Source organism: Streptococcus sp. 27098_8_23 (assembly GCF_041432195.1).
GTDB lineage: Bacteria > Bacillota > Bacilli > Lactobacillales > Streptococcaceae > Streptococcus.
This window is the reverse complement of the sequence record NZ_JAPVZF010000002.1, coordinates 47,452-69,203: the sequence shown is the minus strand read 5'-3', so window position 1 is coordinate 69,203 and position 21,752 is coordinate 47,452. Positions and strand designations below refer to the sequence as shown.

Annotated in this window: 20 protein-coding genes and 1 pseudogene; 18 read left to right on the top strand and 3 right to left on the bottom strand. The window is 40.4% G+C overall.

Going from position 1 to position 21,752, the window contains the following annotated elements; translation table 11 throughout:
- The 6 genes and pseudogenes from O3652_RS04185 to O3652_RS04160 all read left to right on the top strand — a co-directional run bounded on the left by O3652_RS04185 (window position 1) and on the right by O3652_RS04160 (window position 6,690).
- Window positions 1-2,178 (top strand): CD3337/EF1877 family mobilome membrane protein, encoded by a 2,178-nt coding sequence (locus O3652_RS04185; RefSeq protein WP_125412417.1) that lies wholly within the window; start codon window positions 1-3, stop codon window positions 2,176-2,178.
- Complete coding sequence (locus tag O3652_RS04180) at window positions 2,175-3,176, top strand: lysozyme family protein (RefSeq protein ID WP_000769868.1); 1,002 nt, start codon at window positions 2,175-2,177, stop codon at window positions 3,174-3,176. The genes O3652_RS04185 and O3652_RS04180 overlap by 4 nt, the downstream gene beginning before the upstream one ends.
- Window positions 3,173-4,108, top strand: coding sequence for a conjugal transfer protein (locus tag O3652_RS04175; RefSeq protein ID WP_001224320.1), 936 nt, complete (start codon window positions 3,173-3,175; stop codon window positions 4,106-4,108). The genes O3652_RS04180 and O3652_RS04175 overlap by 4 nt, the downstream gene beginning before the upstream one ends.
- A gap of 313 nt (window positions 4,109-4,421) precedes the next feature.
- Window positions 4,422-4,469 (top strand): annotated as a pseudogene (locus O3652_RS04170) (hypothetical protein); the annotation flags it as partial.
- 15 nt (window positions 4,470-4,484) lie between these two features.
- A complete protein-coding gene (tet(M), locus tag O3652_RS04165) occupies window positions 4,485-6,404 on the top strand; it encodes a tetracycline resistance ribosomal protection protein Tet(M) (RefSeq protein WP_000691736.1) in 1,920 nt (639 codons plus the stop codon).
- A gap of 118 nt (window positions 6,405-6,522) precedes the next feature.
- The gene (locus O3652_RS04160; protein WP_000336323.1) at window positions 6,523-6,690 is read left to right on the top strand and encodes a cysteine-rich KTR domain-containing protein; all 168 of its coding nucleotides are present in this window, start codon (window positions 6,523-6,525) and stop codon (window positions 6,688-6,690) included.
- 59 nt (window positions 6,691-6,749) lie between these two features.
- On the opposite strand, the gene O3652_RS04155 is transcribed toward O3652_RS04160, so the two are convergent.
- The gene (locus O3652_RS04155) at window positions 6,750-7,103 is read right to left on the bottom strand and encodes a helix-turn-helix transcriptional regulator (RefSeq protein WP_001227347.1); all 354 of its coding nucleotides are present in this window, start codon (window positions 7,101-7,103) and stop codon (window positions 6,750-6,752) included.
- A 504-nt stretch (window positions 7,104-7,607) separates the two neighbouring features.
- Between O3652_RS04155 and O3652_RS04150 the strand changes: the two genes are divergently transcribed.
- A complete protein-coding gene (locus tag O3652_RS04150) occupies window positions 7,608-8,030 on the top strand; it encodes a sigma-70 family RNA polymerase sigma factor (protein WP_000804885.1) in 423 nt (140 codons plus the stop codon).
- Window positions 8,027-8,257 (top strand): helix-turn-helix domain-containing protein, encoded by a 231-nt coding sequence (locus O3652_RS04145; protein ID WP_000857133.1) that lies wholly within the window; start codon window positions 8,027-8,029, stop codon window positions 8,255-8,257. Before O3652_RS04150 ends, O3652_RS04145 begins: the two co-directional genes overlap by 4 nt.
- 225 nt (window positions 8,258-8,482) lie before the next feature.
- Here the strand turns inward: O3652_RS04145 and O3652_RS04140 are convergent, their stop codons facing one another.
- On the bottom strand, window positions 8,483-8,734 hold the full coding sequence (locus O3652_RS04140; RefSeq protein WP_001845478.1) for a hypothetical protein: 252 nt from the start codon (window positions 8,732-8,734) through the stop codon (window positions 8,483-8,485).
- On the opposite strand from O3652_RS04140, the gene O3652_RS04135 reads away from it, so the two are divergent.
- Complete coding sequence (locus tag O3652_RS04135; RefSeq protein WP_000814511.1) at window positions 8,718-8,921, top strand: excisionase; 204 nt, start codon at window positions 8,718-8,720, stop codon at window positions 8,919-8,921. The genes O3652_RS04140 and O3652_RS04135 overlap by 17 nt on opposite strands.
- A gap of 81 nt (window positions 8,922-9,002) precedes the next feature.
- A complete protein-coding gene (locus tag O3652_RS04130; RefSeq protein WP_001291561.1) occupies window positions 9,003-10,220 on the top strand; it encodes a tyrosine-type recombinase/integrase in 1,218 nt (405 codons plus the stop codon).
- Window positions 10,221-10,433: 213 nt separating this feature from the next.
- Here O3652_RS04130 and O3652_RS04125 read toward each other — a convergent pair whose 3' ends face one another.
- A complete protein-coding gene (locus tag O3652_RS04125) occupies window positions 10,434-11,633 on the bottom strand; it encodes an OFA family MFS transporter (RefSeq protein ID WP_125412411.1) in 1,200 nt (399 codons plus the stop codon).
- A gap of 218 nt (window positions 11,634-11,851) precedes the next feature.
- Here O3652_RS04125 and O3652_RS04120 point away from each other — a divergent pair, with 218 nt between their 5' ends.
- The 8 genes from O3652_RS04120 to O3652_RS04085 all read left to right on the top strand — a co-directional run bounded on the left by O3652_RS04120 (window position 11,852) and on the right by O3652_RS04085 (window position 21,667).
- Window positions 11,852-12,460 carry an NADPH-dependent FMN reductase gene (locus O3652_RS04120; RefSeq protein ID WP_125412409.1) on the top strand — a complete coding sequence of 203 codons (609 nt, stop codon included), beginning with the start codon at window positions 11,852-11,854 and terminating at the stop codon, window positions 12,458-12,460.
- A gap of 25 nt (window positions 12,461-12,485) precedes the next feature.
- Window positions 12,486-14,897 carry a flavocytochrome c gene (locus O3652_RS04115; RefSeq protein WP_125412407.1) on the top strand — a complete coding sequence of 804 codons (2,412 nt, stop codon included), beginning with the start codon at window positions 12,486-12,488 and terminating at the stop codon, window positions 14,895-14,897.
- Window positions 14,898-15,184: 287 nt separating this feature from the next.
- A complete protein-coding gene (gene ruvB, locus O3652_RS04110; RefSeq protein ID WP_081102693.1) occupies window positions 15,185-16,183 on the top strand; it encodes a Holliday junction branch migration DNA helicase RuvB in 999 nt (332 codons plus the stop codon).
- Window positions 16,164-16,748: a nucleotidyltransferase family protein gene (locus O3652_RS04105; protein ID WP_125388610.1), complete on the top strand. Its 585-nt coding sequence runs from the start codon at window positions 16,164-16,166 to the stop codon at window positions 16,746-16,748. The genes ruvB and O3652_RS04105 overlap by 20 nt, the downstream gene beginning before the upstream one ends.
- Before the next feature lie 206 nt (window positions 16,749-16,954).
- Complete coding sequence (locus O3652_RS04100) at window positions 16,955-17,713, top strand: isoprenyl transferase (RefSeq protein WP_000466705.1); 759 nt, start codon at window positions 16,955-16,957, stop codon at window positions 17,711-17,713.
- Between the two features lie 8 nt (window positions 17,714-17,721).
- The gene (locus O3652_RS04095) at window positions 17,722-18,525 is read left to right on the top strand and encodes a phosphatidate cytidylyltransferase (RefSeq protein ID WP_000159119.1); all 804 of its coding nucleotides are present in this window, start codon (window positions 17,722-17,724) and stop codon (window positions 18,523-18,525) included.
- A gap of 15 nt (window positions 18,526-18,540) precedes the next feature.
- Complete coding sequence (gene rseP / locus O3652_RS04090; RefSeq protein WP_125412405.1) at window positions 18,541-19,797, top strand: RIP metalloprotease RseP; 1,257 nt, start codon at window positions 18,541-18,543, stop codon at window positions 19,795-19,797.
- Between the two features lie 16 nt (window positions 19,798-19,813).
- On the top strand, window positions 19,814-21,667 hold the full coding sequence (locus tag O3652_RS04085; protein WP_125412403.1) for a proline--tRNA ligase: 1,854 nt from the start codon (window positions 19,814-19,816) through the stop codon (window positions 21,665-21,667).
- Window positions 21,668-21,752 lie beyond the last annotated feature (85 nt).

Sequence of the window (21,752 nt, the reverse complement as noted above, 5' to 3'; positions counted from 1 at the left end):
GTGAAACCATCAATAGTAAACAGAATAAAATCAAACTGGACGCTGAAACGTCTAGGTAAAGTGGCAATGACAGTGGCTTTCACACTTGTGATTGCCATTTTTCTTTTAGCCATGCTGGGAACGGTGGTTCAAGCTGCGGGCTTGGTAGATGAAACGGTCAATGTGGCAAATGAATACAGCCGATACCCACTTGAAAACTATCAACTGGATTTTTATGTGGATAATAGCTGGGGCTGGCTTCCGTGGAACTGGTCGGACGGGATTGGAAAACAGGTCATGTATGGACTATATGCCATTACCAATTTTATTTGGACAATCAGTTTGTATGTTTCCAATGCGACAGGTTACTTAGTACAGGAAGCCTATTCCTTAGACTTCATTTCCGCTACAGCAGATTCCATTGGTAAGAATATGCAGACCTTAGCTGGTGTGAGTGCAAACGGATTTTCAACAGAGGGTTTCTATGTTGGATTCCTCTTACTCTTGATTTTGGTTCTTGGGGTTTATGTTGCCTATACGGGACTGATAAAGAGAGAAACCACAAAGGCAATTCATGCCATTATGAATTTTGTGCTGGTGTTTATCCTATCGGCTTCCTTTATTGCCTACGCTCCCGACTACATTAAAAAAATCAATGACTTTTCATCAGACATCAGTAATGCCAGTTTATCACTTGGCACGAAGATTGTCATGCCCCATTCCGATAGTCAAGGCAAGGACAGCGTGGACTTAATCAGAGATAGCCTGTTTTCCATACAGGTTCAGCAACCGTGGCTACTGCTTCAATACAACAGTTCAGACATTGAAAGTATCGGTATTGACCGTGTGGAAAGCCTGCTCTCCACCAGCCCAGATTCCAACAATGGCGAAGACAGAGAAAAAATTGTTGCGGAAGAAATTGAAGACAGAAGCAATACCAATCTAACCATTACAAAGACCATTAACCGTTTAGGTACAGTCTTCTTCCTATTTGTCTTCAATATTGGGATTTCCATATTTGTATTCCTATTAACAGGAATCATGATTTTCTCGCAGGTACTTTTTATCATCTATGCTATGTTTCTGCCTGTGAGCTTTATTTTAAGCATGATTCCATCATTTGATGGTATGTCAAAACGAGCCATAACAAAGCTCTTTAATACCATTTTGACACGAGCTGGAATCACATTGATTATTACGACAGCATTTAGTATTTCAACCATGCTCTATACCTTATCGGCTGGTTATCCGTTCTTTTTGATTGCTTTTCTACAGATTGTGACCTTTGCAGGAATCTACTTCAAGCTGGGCGATTTAATGAGTATGTTTTCTCTACAGAGTAACGATTCTCAAAGTGTGGGAAGTCGTGTGATGAGAAAACCTCGTATGCTTATGCACGCTCACATGCACCGTCTACAGCGGAAACTTGGACGTTCCATGACTACTCTAGGGGCTGGGTCTGCCATTGTTACAGGTAAAAAAGGACAGTCGGGTTCGGGGAGTTCTGCAAGGACACAAGCAGATCACTCCCGACCAGACGGAAAGGAAAAATCAACACTTGGAAAACGTATCGGTCAAACCATCGGTACAGTAGCTGATACCAAAGACAGAATGGTAGACACTGCTAGTGGTTTGAAAGAACAGGTTAAAGATTTGCCGACCAATGCAAGATATGCAGTATATCAAGGAAAATCCAAAGTAAAAGAGAATGTCCGTGATTTAACCAGTAGTATTTCTCAAACCAAAGCGGACAGAGCCAGTGGACGCAAGGAACAGCAGGAACAAAGGCGAAAAACCATTGCGAAGCGTCGCTCTGAAATGGAACAGGTCAAACAGAAAAAACAGCCTGCTTCTTCTGTTCATGAAAGACCGACTACAAGACAAGAACAATATCATGATGAACAGACCTCAAAACAGTCTAATATTCAGACTTCATATAAGGAATCTCAACAAGCCAAACAAGAGCGTCCAGCAGTTAAGTCCGATTTTTCAAGTCCAAAAGTGGAACGCCAAGGCAATACCGTTCAAGAAAAAACCGTTCAAAAGCCAGCAACTTCAACCACTACAGCAGATAGAACTTCACAACGTCCAATCACAAAAGAACGTCCGTCTACTGTTCAAAGAGTACCACTACAAAATACAAGAAGTAGACCACCAATCAAAACCGCCACCATTAAGAAAGTCGGTAAGAAACCATGAAGTTGAAAACTTTAGTGATTGGTGGTTCTGGATTATTCTTGATGGTCTTCTCACTGCTTCTGTTTGTTGCCATTTTATTTTCAGATGAACAGGACAGCGGAATTTCCAATATTCATTATGGAGGTGTGAATGTTTCCGCAGAAGTGCTGGCTCATAAGCCTATGGTAGAAAAATATGCCAAAGAATATGGCGTTGAAGAATATGTCAACATACTTCTTGCGATTATACAGGTGGAATCGGGCGGTACTGCGGAAGATGTTATGCAGTCCTCGGAATCCCTCGGTCTTCCACCTAATTCATTGAGTACAGAAGAATCCATTAAGCAAGGTGTGAAGTATTTCAGTGAATTATTAGCCAGTAGCGAAAGGCTCAGTGTAGATTTAGAATCGGTTATCCAGTCCTACAATTATGGTGGTGGTTTCTTAGGGTATGTGGCTAATCGTGGAAATAAATATACCTTTGAACTGGCTCAAAGTTTCTCAAAAGAGTATTCAGGTGGCGAAAAAGTGTCTTACCCCAATCCCATAGCCATACCTATCAATGGGGGCTGGCGATACAACTATGGCAATATGTTTTATGTGCAACTGGTAACGCAGTATCTTGTCACAACAGAGTTTGATGATGATACGGTACAAGCCATCATGGACGAAGCACTGAAATATGAGGGCTGGCGATACGTTTACGGTGGAGCTTCCCCGACTACTTCTTTTGATTGTAGCGGACTGACACAATGGACGTATGGAAAAGCTGGAATTAACTTACCACGAACCGCACAACAGCAATATGATGTGACCCAGCATATCCCACTATCGGAAGCACAAGCTGGCGATTTGGTTTTCTTTCATTCTACCTATAACGCTGGCTCTTATATTACTCATGTTGGGATATACCTTGGCAATAACCGTATGTTTCATGCAGGCGACCCAATCGGTTATGCCGACTTAACAAGCCCCTACTGGCAACAGCATTTAGTGGGAGCAGGACGAATCAAACAATGAGAAAGGAAGATTTAATGATGAAATTTAGAAAAAATCAGAATAAAGAAAAACAGATACCAAAGGAAAAGAAACCTCGTGTCTACTATAAGGTCAATCCTCATAAAAAGGTTGTGATTGCCTTGTGGGTACTTTTAGGGCTTAGTTTCAGCTTTGCGATATTCAAGCACTTTACAGCTATAGATACTCATACTATTCACGAAACAACTATCATAGAAAAGGAATACGTTGATACTCATCATGTAGAAAATTTTGTAGAGAACTTTGCGAAAGTCTACTATTCATGGGAGCAATCCGATAAGTCCATTGATAATCGAATGGAAAGTCTAAAAGGCTATCTGACAGATGAACTTCAAGCTCTCAATGTTGATACAGTACGCAAAGATATTCCTGTATCGTCTTCTGTAAGAGGATTTCAGATATGGACGGTAGAGCCAACTGGCGACAATGAGTTTAATGTAACCTACAGTGTAGACCAGCTCATTACAGAGGGAGAAAATACAAAGACCGTCCACTCTGCTTATATAGTGAGTGTCTATGTAGATGGTTCTGGAAATATGGTACTGGTTAAGAATCCGACCATTACCAACATACCTAAGAAATCAAGTTATAAACCAAAAGCCATTGAAAGTGAGGGGACGGTTGATTCCATTACAACCAATGAAATCAATGAGTTTTTAACGACGTTCTTCAAGCTCTATCCTACAGCGACAGCCAGTGAACTTTCCTACTATGTGAATGACGGGATATTAAAACCAATCGGAAAAGAGTACATCTTTCAAGAACTGGTAAATCCTATTCACAATCGTAAGGATAATCAAGTCACGGTATCGCTGACAGTGGAGTATATCGACCAGCAGACCAAAGCAACGCAGGTATCTCAATTTGATTTGGTACTTGAAAAGAACGGGAGTAATTGGAAGATTATAGAATAACAAATATTGGTACATTATTACAGCTATTTTGTAATCACGTACTCTCTTTGATAAAAAATTGGAGATTCCTTTACAAATATGCTCTTACGTGCTATTATTTAAGTATCTATTTAAAAGGAGTTAATAAATATGCGGCAAGGTATTCTTAAATAAACTGTCAATTTGATAGTGGGAACAAATAATTGGATGTCCTTTTTTAGGAGGGCTTAGTTTTTTGTACCCAGTTTAAGAATACCTTTATCATGTGATTCTAAAGTATCCAGAGAATATCTGTATGCTTTGTATACCTATGGTTATGCATAAAAATCCCAGTGATAAAAGTATTTATCACTGGGATTTTTATGCCCTTTTGGGTTTTTGAATGGAGGAAAATCACATGAAAATTATTAATATTGGAGTTTTAGCTCATGTTGATGCAGGAAAAACTACCTTAACAGAAAGCTTATTATATAACAGTGGAGCGATTACAGAATTAGGAAGCGTGGACAAAGGTACAACGAGGACGGATAATACGCTTTTAGAACGTCAGAGAGGAATTACAATTCAGACAGGAATAACCTCTTTTCAGTGGGAAAATACGAAGGTGAACATCATAGACACGCCAGGACATATGGATTTCTTAGCAGAAGTATATCGTTCATTATCAGTTTTAGATGGGGCAATTCTACTGATTTCTGCAAAAGATGGCGTACAAGCACAAACTCGTATATTATTTCATGCACTTAGGAAAATGGGGATTCCCACAATCTTTTTTATCAATAAGATTGACCAAAATGGAATTGATTTATCAACGGTTTATCAGGATATTAAAGAGAAACTTTCTGCCGAAATTGTAATCAAACAGAAGGTAGAACTGTATCCTAATATGTGTGTGACGAACTTTACCGAATCTGAACAATGGGATACGGTAATAGAGGGAAACGATGACCTTTTAGAGAAATATATGTCCGGTAAATCATTAGAAGCATTGGAACTCGAACAAGAGGAAAGCATAAGATTTCAGAATTGTTCTCTGTTCCCTCTTTATCATGGAAGTGCAAAAAGTAATATAGGGATTGATAACCTTATAGAAGTTATTACTAATAAATTTTATTCATCAACACATCGAGGTCCGTCTGAACTTTGCGGAAATGTTTTCAAAATTGAATATACAAAAAAAAGACAACGTCTTGCATATATACGCCTTTATAGTGGAGTACTACATTTACGAGATTCGGTTAGAGTATCAGAAAAAGAAAAAATAAAAGTTACAGAAATGTATACTTCAATAAATGGTGAATTATGTAAGATTGATAGAGCTTATTCTGGAGAAATTGTTATTTTGCAAAATGAGTTTTTGAAGTTAAATAGTGTTCTTGGAGATACAAAACTATTGCCACAGAGAAAAAAGATTGAAAATCCGCACCCTCTACTACAAACAACTGTTGAACCGAGTAAACCTGAACAGAGAGAAATGTTGCTTGATGCCCTTTTGGAAATCTCAGATAGTGATCCGCTTCTACGATATTACGTGGATTCTACGACACATGAAATTATACTTTCTTTCTTAGGGAAAGTACAAATGGAAGTGATTAGTGCACTGTTGCAAGAAAAGTATCATGTGGAGATAGAACTAAAAGAGCCTACAGTCATTTATATGGAGAGACCGTTAAAAAATGCAGAATATACCATTCACATCGAAGTGCCGCCAAATCCTTTCTGGGCTTCCATTGGTTTATCTGTATCACCGCTTCCGTTGGGAAGTGGAATGCAGTATGAGAGCTCGGTTTCTCTTGGATACTTAAATCAATCATTTCAAAATGCAGTTATGGAAGGGATACGCTATGGTTGCGAACAAGGATTATATGGTTGGAATGTGACGGACTGTAAAATCTGTTTTAAGTATGGCTTATACTATAGCCCTGTTAGTACCCCAGCAGATTTTCGGATGCTTGCTCCTATTGTATTGGAACAAGTCTTAAAAAAAGCTGGAACAGAATTGTTAGAGCCATATCTTAGTTTTAAAATTTATGCGCCACAGGAATATCTTTCACGAGCATACAACGATGCTCCTAAATATTGTGCGAACATCGTAGACACTCAATTGAAAAATAATGAGGTCATTCTTAGTGGAGAAATCCCTGCTCGGTGTATTCAAGAATATCGTAGTGATTTAACTTTCTTTACAAATGGACGTAGTGTTTGTTTAACAGAGTTAAAAGGGTACCATGTTACTACCGGTGAACCTGTTTGCCAGCCCCGTCGTCCAAATAGTCGGATAGATAAAGTACGATATATGTTCAATAAAATAACTTAGTGTATTTTATGTTGTTATATAAATATGGTTTCTTGTTAAATAAGATGAAATATTTTTTAATAAAGATTTGAATTAAAGTGTAAAGGAGGAGATAGTTATTATAAACTACAAGTGGATATTGTGTCCTGTATGTGGAAATAAAACACGATTAAAGATAAGGGAAGATACTGAATTAAAAAAATTCCCCCTCTATTGTCCGAAATGCAGACAAGAAAATTTAATTGAAATAAAGCAGTTCAAAGTAACTGTGATTACAGAGCCAGACGCAAAGACGCAGAGCCGATAAAATGAGATTAATACAATCTCATTTTATCGGCTCTTTCCGTTATGTATGGATTCTTTTAATTAGTCTTCGATGTTTCTTGCTTCGTTGATACCGCTGGCTAAAGATTCCATTAAGGATAGTTCTTTGTCTGTAAAGCTATCCATGTATTTCTCTATCTGTAATCGTCGGGTGCTTTTTACCAAGTTATTAGCAGGTAAGAAAAATTCATCAACGGAAACATGAAGTAACGATACAAGGTCATAAAGAACTTGTATGCTGGGGTGTTGCCCTTTATTTTCAATATTAGTTAAGTACCGTGGGTCAATTTCAATCAATGCTCCCACTTGTTCACGAGTTAAACCTCGTTTCAATCGAGCTTCTTTAATGGCTAAACCAAAGGCTCTAAAATCATATTTATCTTCTTTTTTACGCATAGTAGACCACCTCTATACATTTTATTGTTCCTACTGAATTAAAAACAGGTATAGAAAAACGTGTTATATGGTTTATAGGTTTATATTTAATAAAAAGCACTACTAAACGCCAATAAAAAAAACCGTTATATGGTAGTGCTATTTACGCTGTTAAAATATTGTATATTACTTCCAAATGGCGGTTTGTTGGAGGTCAACGTCGCCATGAAGTACATCATATACAATAAATTTCCTTACATTGGGTTCTTGTCAAAAAAAGTCGTCTATCTGCAATAGATAAGTACGTCCACCAATGTGGTTTTATAAATCATATAGATAGAATAACAGAAGCATGTAAACAGAGAAATAAATCTGTTTATATGCTTTTTTGGCTATTCAGAACTTTTTTACAAAGTTTATTTATCAGTAATGCAACAAATCCCCCTTTCACATTGGGACTAAGAGTGAAAGGAGATAAACGAGCAAGGCTCACTTCCTTTCCTAGACAGAAAGGGGGTGAGAAACATGAAACCATCTTCTTTTCAGACCACAATAGAAAATCAGTTTGACTATATCTGTAAACGTGCTATGGAAGACGAGCGAAAGAATTATATGCTTTATCTTTCAAGGATTGCAAAGCGTGAGGTGTCCTTTTCGGATGTTGGCGATTATCTTGTTAGCCAGTTTGCGACAACAGATAACTATTCAACTGACTTTCAGATTTTTACACTCAATGGGTTATCAGTAGGCGTTGAAAATGATTTGTTGAGTGAAGCATTACGTGAGTTGCCAGACAAGAAACGTGAAATTCTACTGCTGTTTTACTTTATGGACATGAGCGATTCAGAAATTGCAGACCTGTTGAAATTGAACCGTTCTACTGTCTATCGGCATAGAACCAGTGGACTAGCCTTAATTAAAAAGTTTATGGAGGAATTTGAAGAATGAAAACACAATATCCTATGATTCCCTTTCCTCTCATTGTAAAGGCAACAGATGGCGATACCGAAGCGATTAACCAGATTCTACATCATTACAGAGGGTACATAACGAAGCGTTCCCTACGACTTATGAAAGATGAATATGGCAATCAAAGTATGGTCGTTGATGAAGTCTTACGTGGAAGAATGGAAACCAGACTGATTACAAAGATTTTGTCATTTGAAATTAAGTAATATCCTCTCTCCTTTCGTGGAAGCGTGCTAAACCATTCCACGCTTCCCGAACAGGGAGGTTTGTTATTCCACCAAAGCATATTGAGCTTTCAATGTGTTTTGATAGGCTAACGAGCCATTGTTCTTTGAAAACTGAATAAAAGTAATCGAATACGTTTCGATAAGAAAAGAGCCAACGGAACTAACCGCCATGACCTATCTTATAAAGATAGCGAGCGATTCATGTTAGTGATCCGAGAAGCAATCTTTAGCAGGATTGCCTGCAACGACATTCTTATCGTGATAATGATACTCCCATACAGTCAATAGTCCGAGCGTGATAAAACCGTCGCAGGCAATGAGTATGGCTACATGAGAACCATGCAGGGGTGGAACTCCCGTGAGCTTTGCTAAAGCTGTTCGATTGCTGGTAAAACAACTTTTATGAAATCCAAATAAGTGATTTGGAAAGGAGGATTTTATGAAGCAGACTGACATTCCTATTTGGGAACGTTATACCCTAACCATTGAAGAAGCGTCAAAATATTTTCGTATTGGCGAAAACAAGCTACGACGCTTGGCAGAGGAAAATAAAAATGCAAATTGGCTGATTATGAATGGCAATCGTATTCAGATTAAACGAAAACAATTTGAAAAAATTATAGATACATTGGACGCAATCTAGCGTCGCCAAAGGGTCTTGTATATGATAAAATAGTATTAAGTCGTATCAAGGCTCTTTCCATAAAGGAAAGGAGCAAATGCCATGTCAGAAAAAAGACGTGACAATAAAGGTCGAATCTTAAAGACTGGAGAGAGCCAACGAAAAGACGGAAGATACTTATACAAATATATAGATTCATTTGGAGAACCGCAATTTGTTTACTCGTGGAAACTTGTGGCTACAGACCGAGTACCAGCAGGAAAGCGTGATTGTATCTCACTTAGAGAGAAAATCGCAGAGTTACAGAAAGACATTCATGATGGTATTGATGTTGTAGGAAAGAAAATGACACTCTGCCAGCTTTACGCAAAACAGAACGCTCAAAGACCAAAGGTTAGAAAAAACACTGAAACTGGACGCAAATATCTTATGGATATTTTGAAGAAAGACAAGTTAGGTGTAAGAAGTATTGACAGTATTAAGCCATCAGACGCTAAAGAATGGGCTATTAGAATGAGTGAAAATGGTTATGCTTATCAAACCATCAATAACTACAAACGTTCTTTAAAGGCTTCATTCTATATTGCTATACAAGATGATTGTGTTCGGAAGAATCCATTTGACTTTCAACTGAAAGCAGTTCTTGATGATGATACTGTCCCTAAGACCGTACTAACAGAAGAACAGGAAGAAAAACTGTTAGCCTTTGCAAAAGCTGATAAAACCTACAGCAAAAATTATGATGAAATTCTGATACTCTTAAAAACAGGTCTTCGTATTTCAGAGTTTGGTGGTTTGACACTTCCAGATTTAGATTTTGAGAATCGTCTTGTCAATATAGACCATCAGCTATTGAGAGATACTGAAATTGGGTACTACATTGAAACACCAAAGACCAAAAGTGGCGAACGTCAAGTTCCTATGGTTGAAGAAGCCTATCAAGCATTTAAGCGAGTGTTAGCGAATCGAAAGAATGATAAGCGTGTTGAGATTGATGGATATAGTGATTTCCTCTTTCTTAATAGAAAGAACTATCCAAAAGTGGCAAGTGATTACAACGGCATGATGAAAGGTCTTGTTAAGAAATACAATAAGTATAACGAGGATAAATTGCCACACATCACTCCACATAGTTTGCGACATACATTCTGTACCAACTATGCAAATGCAGGAATGAATCCAAAGGCATTACAGTACATTATGGGACATGCTAATATAGCCATGACGCTGAACTATTACGCACATGCAACATTCGATTCTGCAATGGCAGAAATGAAACGCTTGAATAAAGAGAAGCAACAGGAGCGTCTTGTTGCTTAGTAGTACAAATGAATTTACTACTTATTTACCACTTCTGACAGCTAAGACATGAGGAAATATGCAAAGAAACGTGAAGTATCTTCCTACAGTAAAAATACTCGAAAGCACATAGAATAAGGCTTTACGAGCATTTAAGAAAATATAAAAAGATAATTAGAAATTTATACTTTGTTTATACCAAAAAAACTTCCTTATCTAGGAAGTTTTCGAGTTTTAAGCTTTCTTTTTCATATAAAAAATAGTAAGCATAAGTCCAATGAAGGCCAAAGCAATAGCCACATAAAAAGCTACACTATAATTTCCATTATTAGCCATTGCCATTTGAACAGCGACCTTGGGAGCGAAAAATGCTGCTAAAGAATATCCAGTGAAGACGATACCGTAGTTGACCCCTTGATTTGCAGGACCGTAATTTTCCATGACGATAGATGGGAAGACCCCCATAACACCACCAAAGCAGATACCAAGCCCAATAATTCCTAAGGTAAACCCGAATTGACCAGGAACGATAGTTAGGGAGAATAAAGCTAGGACAATGACAGAATAGATAATCAATAAGGTCTTTGAACGGCCGATTTTATCAGAAAGTGATCCCCAGATAAAACGACCACTAGAGTTTGCGATTGAATAAAGAGAGACATAGAGAGCTGCAGTGCCTGCAGAGAGTCCAAACATTGATTGACCGATTGGTGATGCTTGAGAGGCAATCATCAAACCAGAAAAGGCGCCAACAAAGAACATGCTAATGATAATGTAAAACAGAGGACTTTGTAGCATTTGTTTCCAGTTCTTATTAGTAGGTCCTTGTTTGGTTGGGATAGGAGCTTTCCAGCCTGCTGGTTGGTAGCCACTTGGAGCTGCCTTGATAAAGAAAATTGCACAGATGATAACAACAATATAGACTAGCCCAATTGTACGAAAAGCAAAGAAGGCATCTTGTTGTTGAATGAGATTGCTCGCGACTGGAGAAGCGATGACTGCGGCAAATCCCATGCCACCTGTCAGAATTCCAGAGGCTAAGCCACGTTTATCAGGGAAGAGGCGAAGTGAATTGGAGAGGGCACCTGAATAGGCAAAACCTTGACCAAGCCCGGCCATTAATCCATAGGTCAAATAAAGCATGGCTGGTGAATTGGCATAGCCGGTTAAGTAAAATCCGCTAGCAAATAGAAGAGCACCGAGGGCGATGGTCCATTTTACGTAACCTTTGTCAACTAAATAACCTCCAAGAATCATGGGGATAGGGCCGATTGCAGAGTTGATAGCAAATGCTAACATAATATCAGACATGGACCAGCCTGTTGAACTGCTAAGTGGTCCGGCAAAAACAGAAAAGGAATAGACGGCACCTGTGCAAAGAAGAATGACTGTAGACGCGACTAAAATCCGCCACCGATTGAATGTCTCTTTCATAAAAACATCCTCCTTAAATGTATATTTTTTCACCAAGACTATATCATAGTTAAGGAAGCTGGTCAATAGTTTATGAAGATATTTTGTTAATTTTTTCACGAACTTGTACTAAAGTACGATAATCTGATAGAATAACACGGTCTTTATTATCAAGGATTTACAAGATTTTCTAAAGTAGTATAATGAAAGTAGATTAAATAAATGAAAGGGGTACCAAGATGAAACTAGTTGCTATCGTTGGAACCAATTCAGATCGCTCAACCAATCGGAAACTCTTGAAATTTATGCAAAAGCACTTTTCGGATAAAGCCGACATTGAGGTATTGGAAATCAAACAATTGCCAGCATTTAACGAACCTGAGGACAAGCAAGCGCCAGCTGAAGTTCAAGCTTTTTCAGAAAAAATTCTTGTCGCAGATGGTGTGATTATTTCAACACCTGAGTACGACCACACGATACCAGCACCTTTGGCCTCTGCTTTGGAGTGGATTGCTTATACCAGTCGTGCTTTGGTTAACAAACCAACGATGATTGTCGGTGCTTCTCTTGGCTTGCTAGGAACATCTAGAGCGCAGGCACATTTACGTCAGATTTTAGATGCGCCGGAGCTTAAAGCAAGAGTTATGCCTGGTACAGAGTTCTTTCTAGGTCATTCTGAGCAAGTCCTAGATGATGAGTGTCATTTGAACAATCCTGAAAAGGTTGCAGAACTAGAAGAACATTTTTCAGAGTTTCAAAATTTTGTTGAACTAACAAAGGCTTTGGTCAAACCAGAAGATACAAATCGTAAGAAATCTTTCATTTGGGAAGAATGGTTGAAAGCATAAGTATTTCAAGAAAGGAGAACAATCCATGAAATTAGTAGCTATTGTTGGGACTAATGCAAAAAAATCCTATAATCGCAACCTGTTGCAATTTATAAAAAGACATTTTGCTTCAAAAGCGGATATTGAGATTTTAGAGATAACAGATGTACCAATGTTCAATGAAACAGATGATCAAACAGATACACCTATTATTCAGAAGTTTAATCAAGCTATTTCAGAAGCTGATGGTGTCATTATCTCGACACCCGAGCACAATCATACAATTCCATCAAGTTTGAATAGCTTGCTCGAGTGGTTGTCTTTTAACATTCATCCACTAGACGGAAAGCCGACCATGATTGTCGGAGCTTCTTACGATATTCAAGGTTCTTCACGTGCCCAACTTCATCTTCGTCAGATTCTGGATGCTCCTGGGGTAAATGCAACAGTTATGCCAGGTAGTGAGTTTTTACTTGGTCGAGCGCATCGAGCGTTTGATGACAATGGAGATTTGATTGATGAGCGAACCATTGATTTCCTAGATAGTTGTTTTTATCGCTTCCTTCGCTTTGTATCTATTGCAAACCAACTAAACCTTCCTGAAGAAGTCCGCTTTGAACCGGGGACTTACCATGTTACAACTGAAGGCCATAATGGTAAATTGCCGATGGATGTCACGGTTTCTGAGGACCGTATTGAAAAAATTGAAATCGATTCTTCTGGAGAATCTTCAGGAATCGCAGATGTCGTCTTTACCCGTATTCCAGCAGAAATCATTGAGGGGCAAACATTAAATGTTGATGCGGTGTCAGGAGCTTCTGTGACTTCAAATGGTGTTTTAGATGGAGTTGCGCGTGCAGTCAAACAAGCAGGTGTAAATCCAGATGTTTTACGCAAGCGTTCAAAAGCGCCATCTGCCCTAGATAAAGAAGATAAGACCTATCAGGCAGACGTTGTCGTCGTAGGAGGTGGGGGAGCTGGTTTAGCTGCGGTTGCTGCAGTCTTACAAGCTGGTAAGAAGCCAATTGTTGTTGAGAAATTTCCTGCAATTGGAGGAAATACTGTTCGTGCAGGTGGTCCAATGAATGCACCAGATCCAGCATGGCAAGGAACCTTCGCAGCTCATCCAGGTGAGGCACATACGCTTCAAGAATTGATTGCGACAGATGAATCAACGATTGACCCAGAATATTTAGAGGACTTTAGAGCCTTGAAAATTGAGGTTGAACAGTATTTGCAGGACCCAAGCTATTTGTTCGATTCTACCTTGCTCTATCGTATCCAAACCTATATCGGTGGGAAACGAAAAGATTTACAAGGAAATGAAATTCATGGCCAATATGATTTAGTATCTGTCCTAACTGAGCGGGCTCTAGAGTCTGTTCGTTGGTTGGAAGACATCGGCGTTGAATTTGTTCGTAGTGAAGTGACAATGCCAGTTGGAGCCCTTTGGCGTCGTGGCCATAAGCCGGTTCAACCAATGGGGTATGCCTTTATATCCGTCCTACAAAAATATGTTCTAGAACATGGTGGCAAGATTTTGACAGATTCTCCAGTTAAAGAATTGCTTGTAAAAGAAGGGGCTGTCAAGGGTGTCAGAGCAGAAGGTCGAAACGGTCAAACCATCATTGTCAATGCAGATGCCGTTGTTCTAGCTTCTGGAGGATTTGGTGCCAATACAAAGATGCTACAAAAATACAATACCTACTGGACTGAAATTGCAGATGATATTGCTACATCTAATACACCAGCTGTAACAGGAGATGGTATTCTTTTAGGGCAAAGTGTAGGTGCAGATTTGGTGGGTATGGGCTTTAGTCAAATGATGCCAGTATCCGATCCAGTGACAGGAGCTCTTTTCTCAGGACTTCAAGTTCCTCCAGCAAACTTCATCATGGTAAATACTGAAGGGAAGCGCTTTGTAGATGAGTACGGTAGCCGAGACAAGCTATCTCAAGCGGCGATTGATAATGGAGGCTTGTTCTATCTAATTGCAGATGAACGTATCAAGGAAACTGCCTACAATACTAGCCAAGAAAAAATCGATGCCCAAGTCAAAGCAGGTACTCTCTATCGTGCAGATACGATAGAAGAGTTGGCGGTTCAGATTGGTGTGGATCCACAAGTTCTAGTGGAAACGATTAAGAATTACAATTCCTATGTAGATGCAGGTTTTGATCCTGAATTTAATAAAGGTAGTTTTGATCTCAAGTGTGAGGTTGCGCCATTTTACGCAACACCGAGAAAACCAGCCGTTCACCATACAATGGGTGGACTCAAGATTGATACTTCAACACACGTTTTGAATGAAAACGGGCAGATTATCCATGGTTTGTATGCTGCCGGAGAAGTCGCAGGTGGACTCCATGCAGGTAACCGTCTAGGAGGAAATTCGCTTACGGATATCTTTACTTTTGGACGAATTGCAGGTCAAACAGCTGTTAAAGAAAATTGTTAGTGATGGATTTAAAAATTAAGGGAATTTTAAGTCTCCTTGTGTATTATATAATCATTAAATAAAGACCTCCTAATACTCTTCGAAAATCTCACCATACTTCGTTAGAGTCGACTTAGCTAACTATAGTTATGCTTGCGTCTATCTGCCTAGTCTGATTTCGATTTTCATTGAGTACCCTTTATTTAATGAAATCCTAAACTTTTCTTTTTCATAATAATCTCCCTAAAGAGGCCACCCAATCAGGTGGCTTTTTTGTTTGTGGCTTGGATTTTTGATATAATAGAGCCATGAGTAGAATTTTAGACAATGAGATCATGGGGGATGAGGAGTTAGTAGAACGTACCCTCCGTCCCCAATATTTACGTGAATATATCGGTCAGGATAAAGTCAAGGACCAGCTGCAAATCTTTATCGAGGCTGCCAAAATGCGGGATGAGGCGCTGGATCATGTACTCTTATTTGGACCTCCAGGTTTGGGGAAAACGACCATGGCCTTTGTTATTGCCAATGAACTGGGAGTCAATCTCAAGCAAACGTCTGGTCCTGTCATTGAAAAAGCGGGGGATCTGGTAGCGATTTTGAATGATTTGGAGCCTGGAGACGTTCTCTTTATTGACGAGATTCATCGCTTGCCCATGTCGGTGGAAGAGGTACTTTATAGTGCCATGGAGGACTTCTACATTGATATCATGATTGGAGCTGGTGAAGGCAGTCGCAGTGTTCATCTAGACTTGCCACCTTTTACCTTGATTGGTGCGACGACCCGTGCGGGGATGCTCTCAAATCCTCTGCGGGCACGTTTTGGGATTACAGGTCATATGGAATACTATGCCCACGCTGACTTGACAGAGATTGTTGAGCGGACAGCAGATATTTTTGAGATGGAAATCACCCATGAGGCAGCTGCTGAGCTGGCCTTGCGCAGTCGGGGAACTCCTCGTATTGCCAACCGTCTCCTCAAGCGCGTGCGCGACTTTGCCCAGATTATGGGAAATGGGGTTATCGATGATGTTATTACCGATAAGGCTTTGACCATGCTAGATGTAGACCATGAAGGTTTGGACTATGTAGACCAAAAAATCCTTCGTACCATGATTGAGATGTACGGTGGTGGTCCAGTTGGTTTAGGAACTCTTTCTGTTAATATTGCCGAGGAGCGTGAGACAGTCGAAGATATGTACGAACCTTACCTTATACAAAAAGGCTTTATCATGCGAACTCGTTCTGGACGGGTGGCAACTGCTAAGGCATATGAACATTTAGGTTATGAATACAATGAAAAATGAACAAGAAATTCTAGAGGTTTTTAGAGAAAATCCAGATATGATGACCATTCTGACCATCATTCGTGATCTTGATCTGAAAGACTCGTGGTTGGCAGCGGGTTCGGTTAGAAATTTCATCTGGAATCTCTTGTCAGACAAATCGCCTTTTGACCGTGAGACGGATGTGGATGTGATTTTCTTTGATCCAGATGTTTCTTATGAGGAAACAGTATCCCTAGAGAAAAAGCTGAGAGAAGTTTTTCCTCAGTATCAGTGGGAGTTGAAAAATCAGGTCTATATGCATCAGCACAGTCCCCACACTGTGCCTTACACGAGTTCTCGTGATGCCATGAGTAAATATCCCGAGCGCTGTACGGCGATAGGGCTTCGCTTGCATGCAGACGCAACTTTGGAGCTCTTTGCGCCTTATGGTTTAGAGGATATTTTTAACTTTCACGTATCCCCAACTCCTCATTTCCTAGATAATGAGGACCGAATGAAGCTCTATCAAGAACGCTTTTCCAAGAAAAATTGGCAAGAAAAATGGAAAAATCTGACTTTCTCAAAAAACTTAAGAAAAATTTAAGTTAGGGACGGTATACTAGGTTCATAAGTTAAGAGGAACTTAACTTAAACTCCTAAAACTTTTTCATAATAATCTCCCTATAAAACTAAGTCGCCCAATCAGGCGGCTTATTTTTTGTCTGTAAGGAGAGCTAATAACTTAGCAATAGAAGAAAATAGGGAAATATGGTATAATGAAACGATAGATTTTTGAATAGGAATAAGAACATGTTTGGATTTTTTAAGAAAGATAAAGCTGTAGAAGTTGAGGTTCCAACACAGGTTCCTGCTCATATTGGCATCATCATGGATGGGAATGGTCGTTGGGCTAAAAAACGGATGCAACCACGAGTTTTTGGTCATAAGGCGGGGATGGAAGCCCTCCAAAAGGTGACCAAGGCAGCTAACAAGATGGGAGTCAAGGTCATCACAGTTTATGCCTTTTCAACGGAAAATTGGACACGCCCAGATCAAGAAGTCAAGTTTATCATGAACTTGCCAGTCGAATTTTATGATAACTACGTCCCTGAATTGCACGCAAATAACGTTAAGATTCAGATGATTGGGGAGACGGACCGCTTGCCTAAGCCGACTTTTGAAGCTTTGAAAAAAGCAGAGGAGTTGACCAAGAACAATACGGGCTTGATTCTCAATTTTGCGCTTAACTACGGTGGTCGTGCTGAAATTACGCAGGCTCTTAAGGGCTTGGCTCAAGATGTTCTAGATGCTAAAATCAACCCTGGTGACATCACAGAAGATATGATTGGAGACTATCTTTTCACGCAACACCTGCCAAAGGATTTGCGAGATCCGGACTTGATTATCCGCACGAGTGGTGAGTTGCGTTTGAGTAATTTCTTGCCATGGCAAGCAGCCTATAGCGAGCTTTACTTTACGGATACCTTGTGGCCTGATTTTGATGAAGCCGCCTTGCAGGAAGCTATTGCTGCTTTTAACCATCGCAATCGCCGTTTTGGAGGAGTTTAGGAGAAGATATGACCAAGGATTTACAAAAGAGAACATTGTTTGCGGTATTGGCCCTGGCAATTTTCCTTCCAGTCTTGTTTGCGGGAGGGCTCTTGTTGCAGATAGGGATTGGTTTGTTAGCGATGCTAGGCGTCCATGAACTCTTGCACATGAAGGGGCTAAAGACTATGACCATTGAGGGCGCTTTGACTCTTTTTGCGACCTTCGCTCTAACAGTTCCTTTAGAAAATTACCTAACATTTTTGCCTGTTGATGGGAATGTGGTTGCCTACAGTGTTTTGATTACCATAATGCTAGGGACGACCGTCTTCAGTAAAAACTATACGATTGAAGATGCCGCTTTTCCAATTGCTGTGAGCTTTTATGTTGGTTTTGGCTTCAATGCCTTACTAGATGCTCGGGTGGCAGGTTTTGACAAGGTACTTTTGGCCCTTTTTATCGTTTGGGCGACAGATAGCGCAGCCTACCTGACAGGGATGAATTTTGGTAAACATAAGTTGGCACCAAGAGTTTCTCCTAATAAGAGTATTGAGGGCTTTGTCGGTGGTATTCTAGGTGCGGTACTGATAACAGTAATCTTCATGTTAGTGGATAGCACAGTTGCTCTTCCTTATGGGATTTATAGAATGAGTCTCTTTGCTGCCTTCTTCAGTGTGGCAGGTCAGTTTGGTGACTTGATTGAGAGTGCCATGAAACGCCATTTCGGTGTTAAGGATTCTGGAAAATTTATCCCTGGACATGGCGGTGTGTTGGATCGCTTTGACAGCATGCTGATTGTGTTTCCAATGATGCACTTATTTGGCCTGTTTTAAAGAAAGGAATATTGAATGATTGGATTGCTAACCTTTATCCTGGTTTTTGGGATTATTGTGGTGGTGCATGAGTTTGGACATTTTTATTTTGCCAAGAAATCAGGCATTCTAGTTCGTGAATTTGCCATTGGTATGGGGCCCAAGATTTTTTCCCATATCGGCAAGGATGGTACTGCTTATACCATTCGAATCCTTCCTCTAGGAGGCTATGTTCGTATGGCAGGCTGGGGTGATGATGCGACAGAAATCAAGACAGGAACTCCAGTCAGTTTAACACTTGCTGATGATGGTAAGGTCAAACGGATCAACCTCTCAGGGAAGAAACTGGATCAAACGGCTCTTCCTATGCAGGTAACCCAGTTTGACTTTGAAGACAAGCTCTTTATCAAGGGTTTGGTCTTGGAAGAAGAAAAGACTTTTACAGTGGATCATGATGCAACGGTTGTTGAAGAAGACGGAACCGAAGTGCGCATCGCTCCTTTGGATGTACAGTATCAAAATGCTTCTATCTGGGGCAAGCTCATCACCAACTTTGCAGGTCCCATGAATAACTTTATCTTAGGTGTTGTTGTTTTTTGGATCCTGATCTTTTTGCAGGGTGGTGTTAGAGACACTCAGACCAATCTCTTTCATGTCATGCCAGAAGGAGCTTTGGCTAAGGTGGGCGTAGCTGAGACAGTTCAAATCACCAAAGTTGCCTCCCACGAGGTTAAGAATTGGCAAGACTTGACCCAGGCTGTGGAAGCAGATACCAAGGACAAGACAGCCCCGACCTTGGATGTGACCATTTCTGAAAATGGTAGCGAAAAACAAGTCACTGTGACTCCAGAAGAAAATCAAGGACGTTATATTCTTGGGGTTCAACCGGGGATCAAGTCAGACTTTCTATCCATGTTTGTTGGTGGATTTACAACTGCTGCTGACTCAGGACTTCGCATCCTTTCGGCTCTGAAAAACTTGATTTTCCATCCAGATTTGAACAAACTCGGTGGTCCCGTTGCCATCTTTAAGGCAAGTAGCGATGCTGCTAAAAATGGAATTGAGAATGTCCTCTACTTCCTAGCCATGATTTCCATCAATATTGGAATTTTTAACTTGATTCCTATCCCGGCTTTGGATGGTGGAAAGATTGTGCTCAATATCCTAGAGGCAATTCGCCGGAAACCCCTTAAACAAGAAATTGAAACCTATGTCACCATGGCTGGTGTAGTTATCATGGTTGTCTTGATGCTAGCTGTGACCTGGAATGACATTATGCGACTCTTCTTTTAGATAATCGAGGAATATTATGAAACAAAGTAAAATGCTAATCCCAACGCTTCGCGAAATGCCAAGCGATGCTCAAGTTATCAGCCACGCCCTTATGTTGCGTGCTGGTTATGTTCGTCAAGTTTCTGCCGGTGTTTATTCTTACCTGCCACTCGCTAACCGTGTGATTGAAAAGGCTAAAAACATTATGCGCCAAGAGTTTGATAAGATTGGTGCTGTTGAGATGTTGGCTCCTGCCCTTCTCAGTGCTGATCTTTGGCGTGAATCAGGTCGTTATGAAACCTATGGTGAAGACCTTTATAAACTGAAAAATCGTGAAAAGTCAGACTTTATCCTAGGTCCGACACACGAAGAAACTTTTACAGCTATTGTTCGTGATTCTGTCAAGTCTTACAAGCAATTGCCACTCAACCTTTACCAAATCCAACCGAAATACCGTGATGAAAAACGTCCACGTAACGGACTTCTCCGTACGCGTGAATTTATCATGAAGGACGGCTATAGTTTCCATGCTAATTACGATAGTTTGGATGTGACTTATGACGAGTACAAAGCGGCCTATGAACGAATTTTCACTCGTAGTGGCTTGGACTTCAAGGCTATAATCGGTGATGGTGGCGCCATGGGTGGTAAGGATAGCCAAGAATTTATGGCCATCACACCAGCCCGTACAGACCTTGACCGCTGGGTTGTCTTGGACAAGTCAGTTGCCTCATTTGATGAAATTCCTGCAGAAGTGCAAGAAGAAATCAAGGCAGAATTGCTCAAATGGATGGTTTCTGGTGAAGACACCATCGCCTACTCAACTGAGTCTAGCTATGCAGCTAACTTAGAAATGGCAACAAACGAGTACAAACCAAGCAACCGTGTCGTTGCGGAAGAAGAAGTGATTCGAGTGGAAACTCCAGGTGTTAAATCCATCGATGAAGTTGCAACCTTCCTTAACATCCCAGAAGAACAAACAATCAAAACCCTCTTCTACATGGCAGATGGTGAGCTTGTTGCAGCCCTTCTAGTTGGAAATGACCAACTCAATGAAGTTAAGTTGAAAAACCACTTGGGAGCAGATTTCTTTGATGTTGCGAGCGAGGAAGAAGTAGCAAATGTTATCTCAGCTGGCTTTGGTTCGCTTGGCCCAGTTGGTTTGCCAGAAAATGTGAAAATCATTGCAGACCGTAAGGTACAAGATGTTCGCAATGCTGTTGTGGGGGCCAACGAAGATGGTTACCACTTGACGGGTGTGAACCCAGGTCGTGATTTCACTGCAGAATACGTGGATATCCGCGAAGTTCGTGAGGGTGAAATTTCACCAGACGGACAAGGCGTTCTTAACTTCGCGCGTGGTATCGAGATCGGTCATATTTTCAAACTCGGCACTCGTTATTCAGCAAGTATGGGCGCAGATGTTTTGGATGAAAATGGTCGTGCTGTGCCAATCATCATGGGATGTTACGGTATTGGTGTTAGCCGTCTTCTCTCAGCAGTTATGGAGCAACACGCCCGCCTCTTTGTCAACAAAACGCCTAAAGGGGAATACCGTTATGCTTGGGGAGTTAACTTCCCTAAAGAATTGGCGCCATTTGATGTGCATTTGATCACTGTCAATGTCAAGGATGAAGAAGCGCAAGCCTTAACAGAAAAACTTGAAGCAAGCTTGATGGGAGCTGGTTACGAAGTCTTGACAGACGACCGTAACGAACGTGTCGGAGTGAAGTTTAGCGATAGCGACTTGATTGGTCTGCCAATCCGTATCACTGTTGGGAAGAAAGCAGCCGATGGCATCGTAGAAGTTAAGATTAAGGCGACTGGTGACACCATCGAAGTTCATGCAGACAACTTGCTCGAAACCCTTGAAATCCTCAGCAAGAAATAAAAACTATAATCAGAAGAAAAACAAGGCAAAAATGTAACTAGTTTTTACCTTGTTTTTTCTATATAATGGGAAAAATGAATAAACG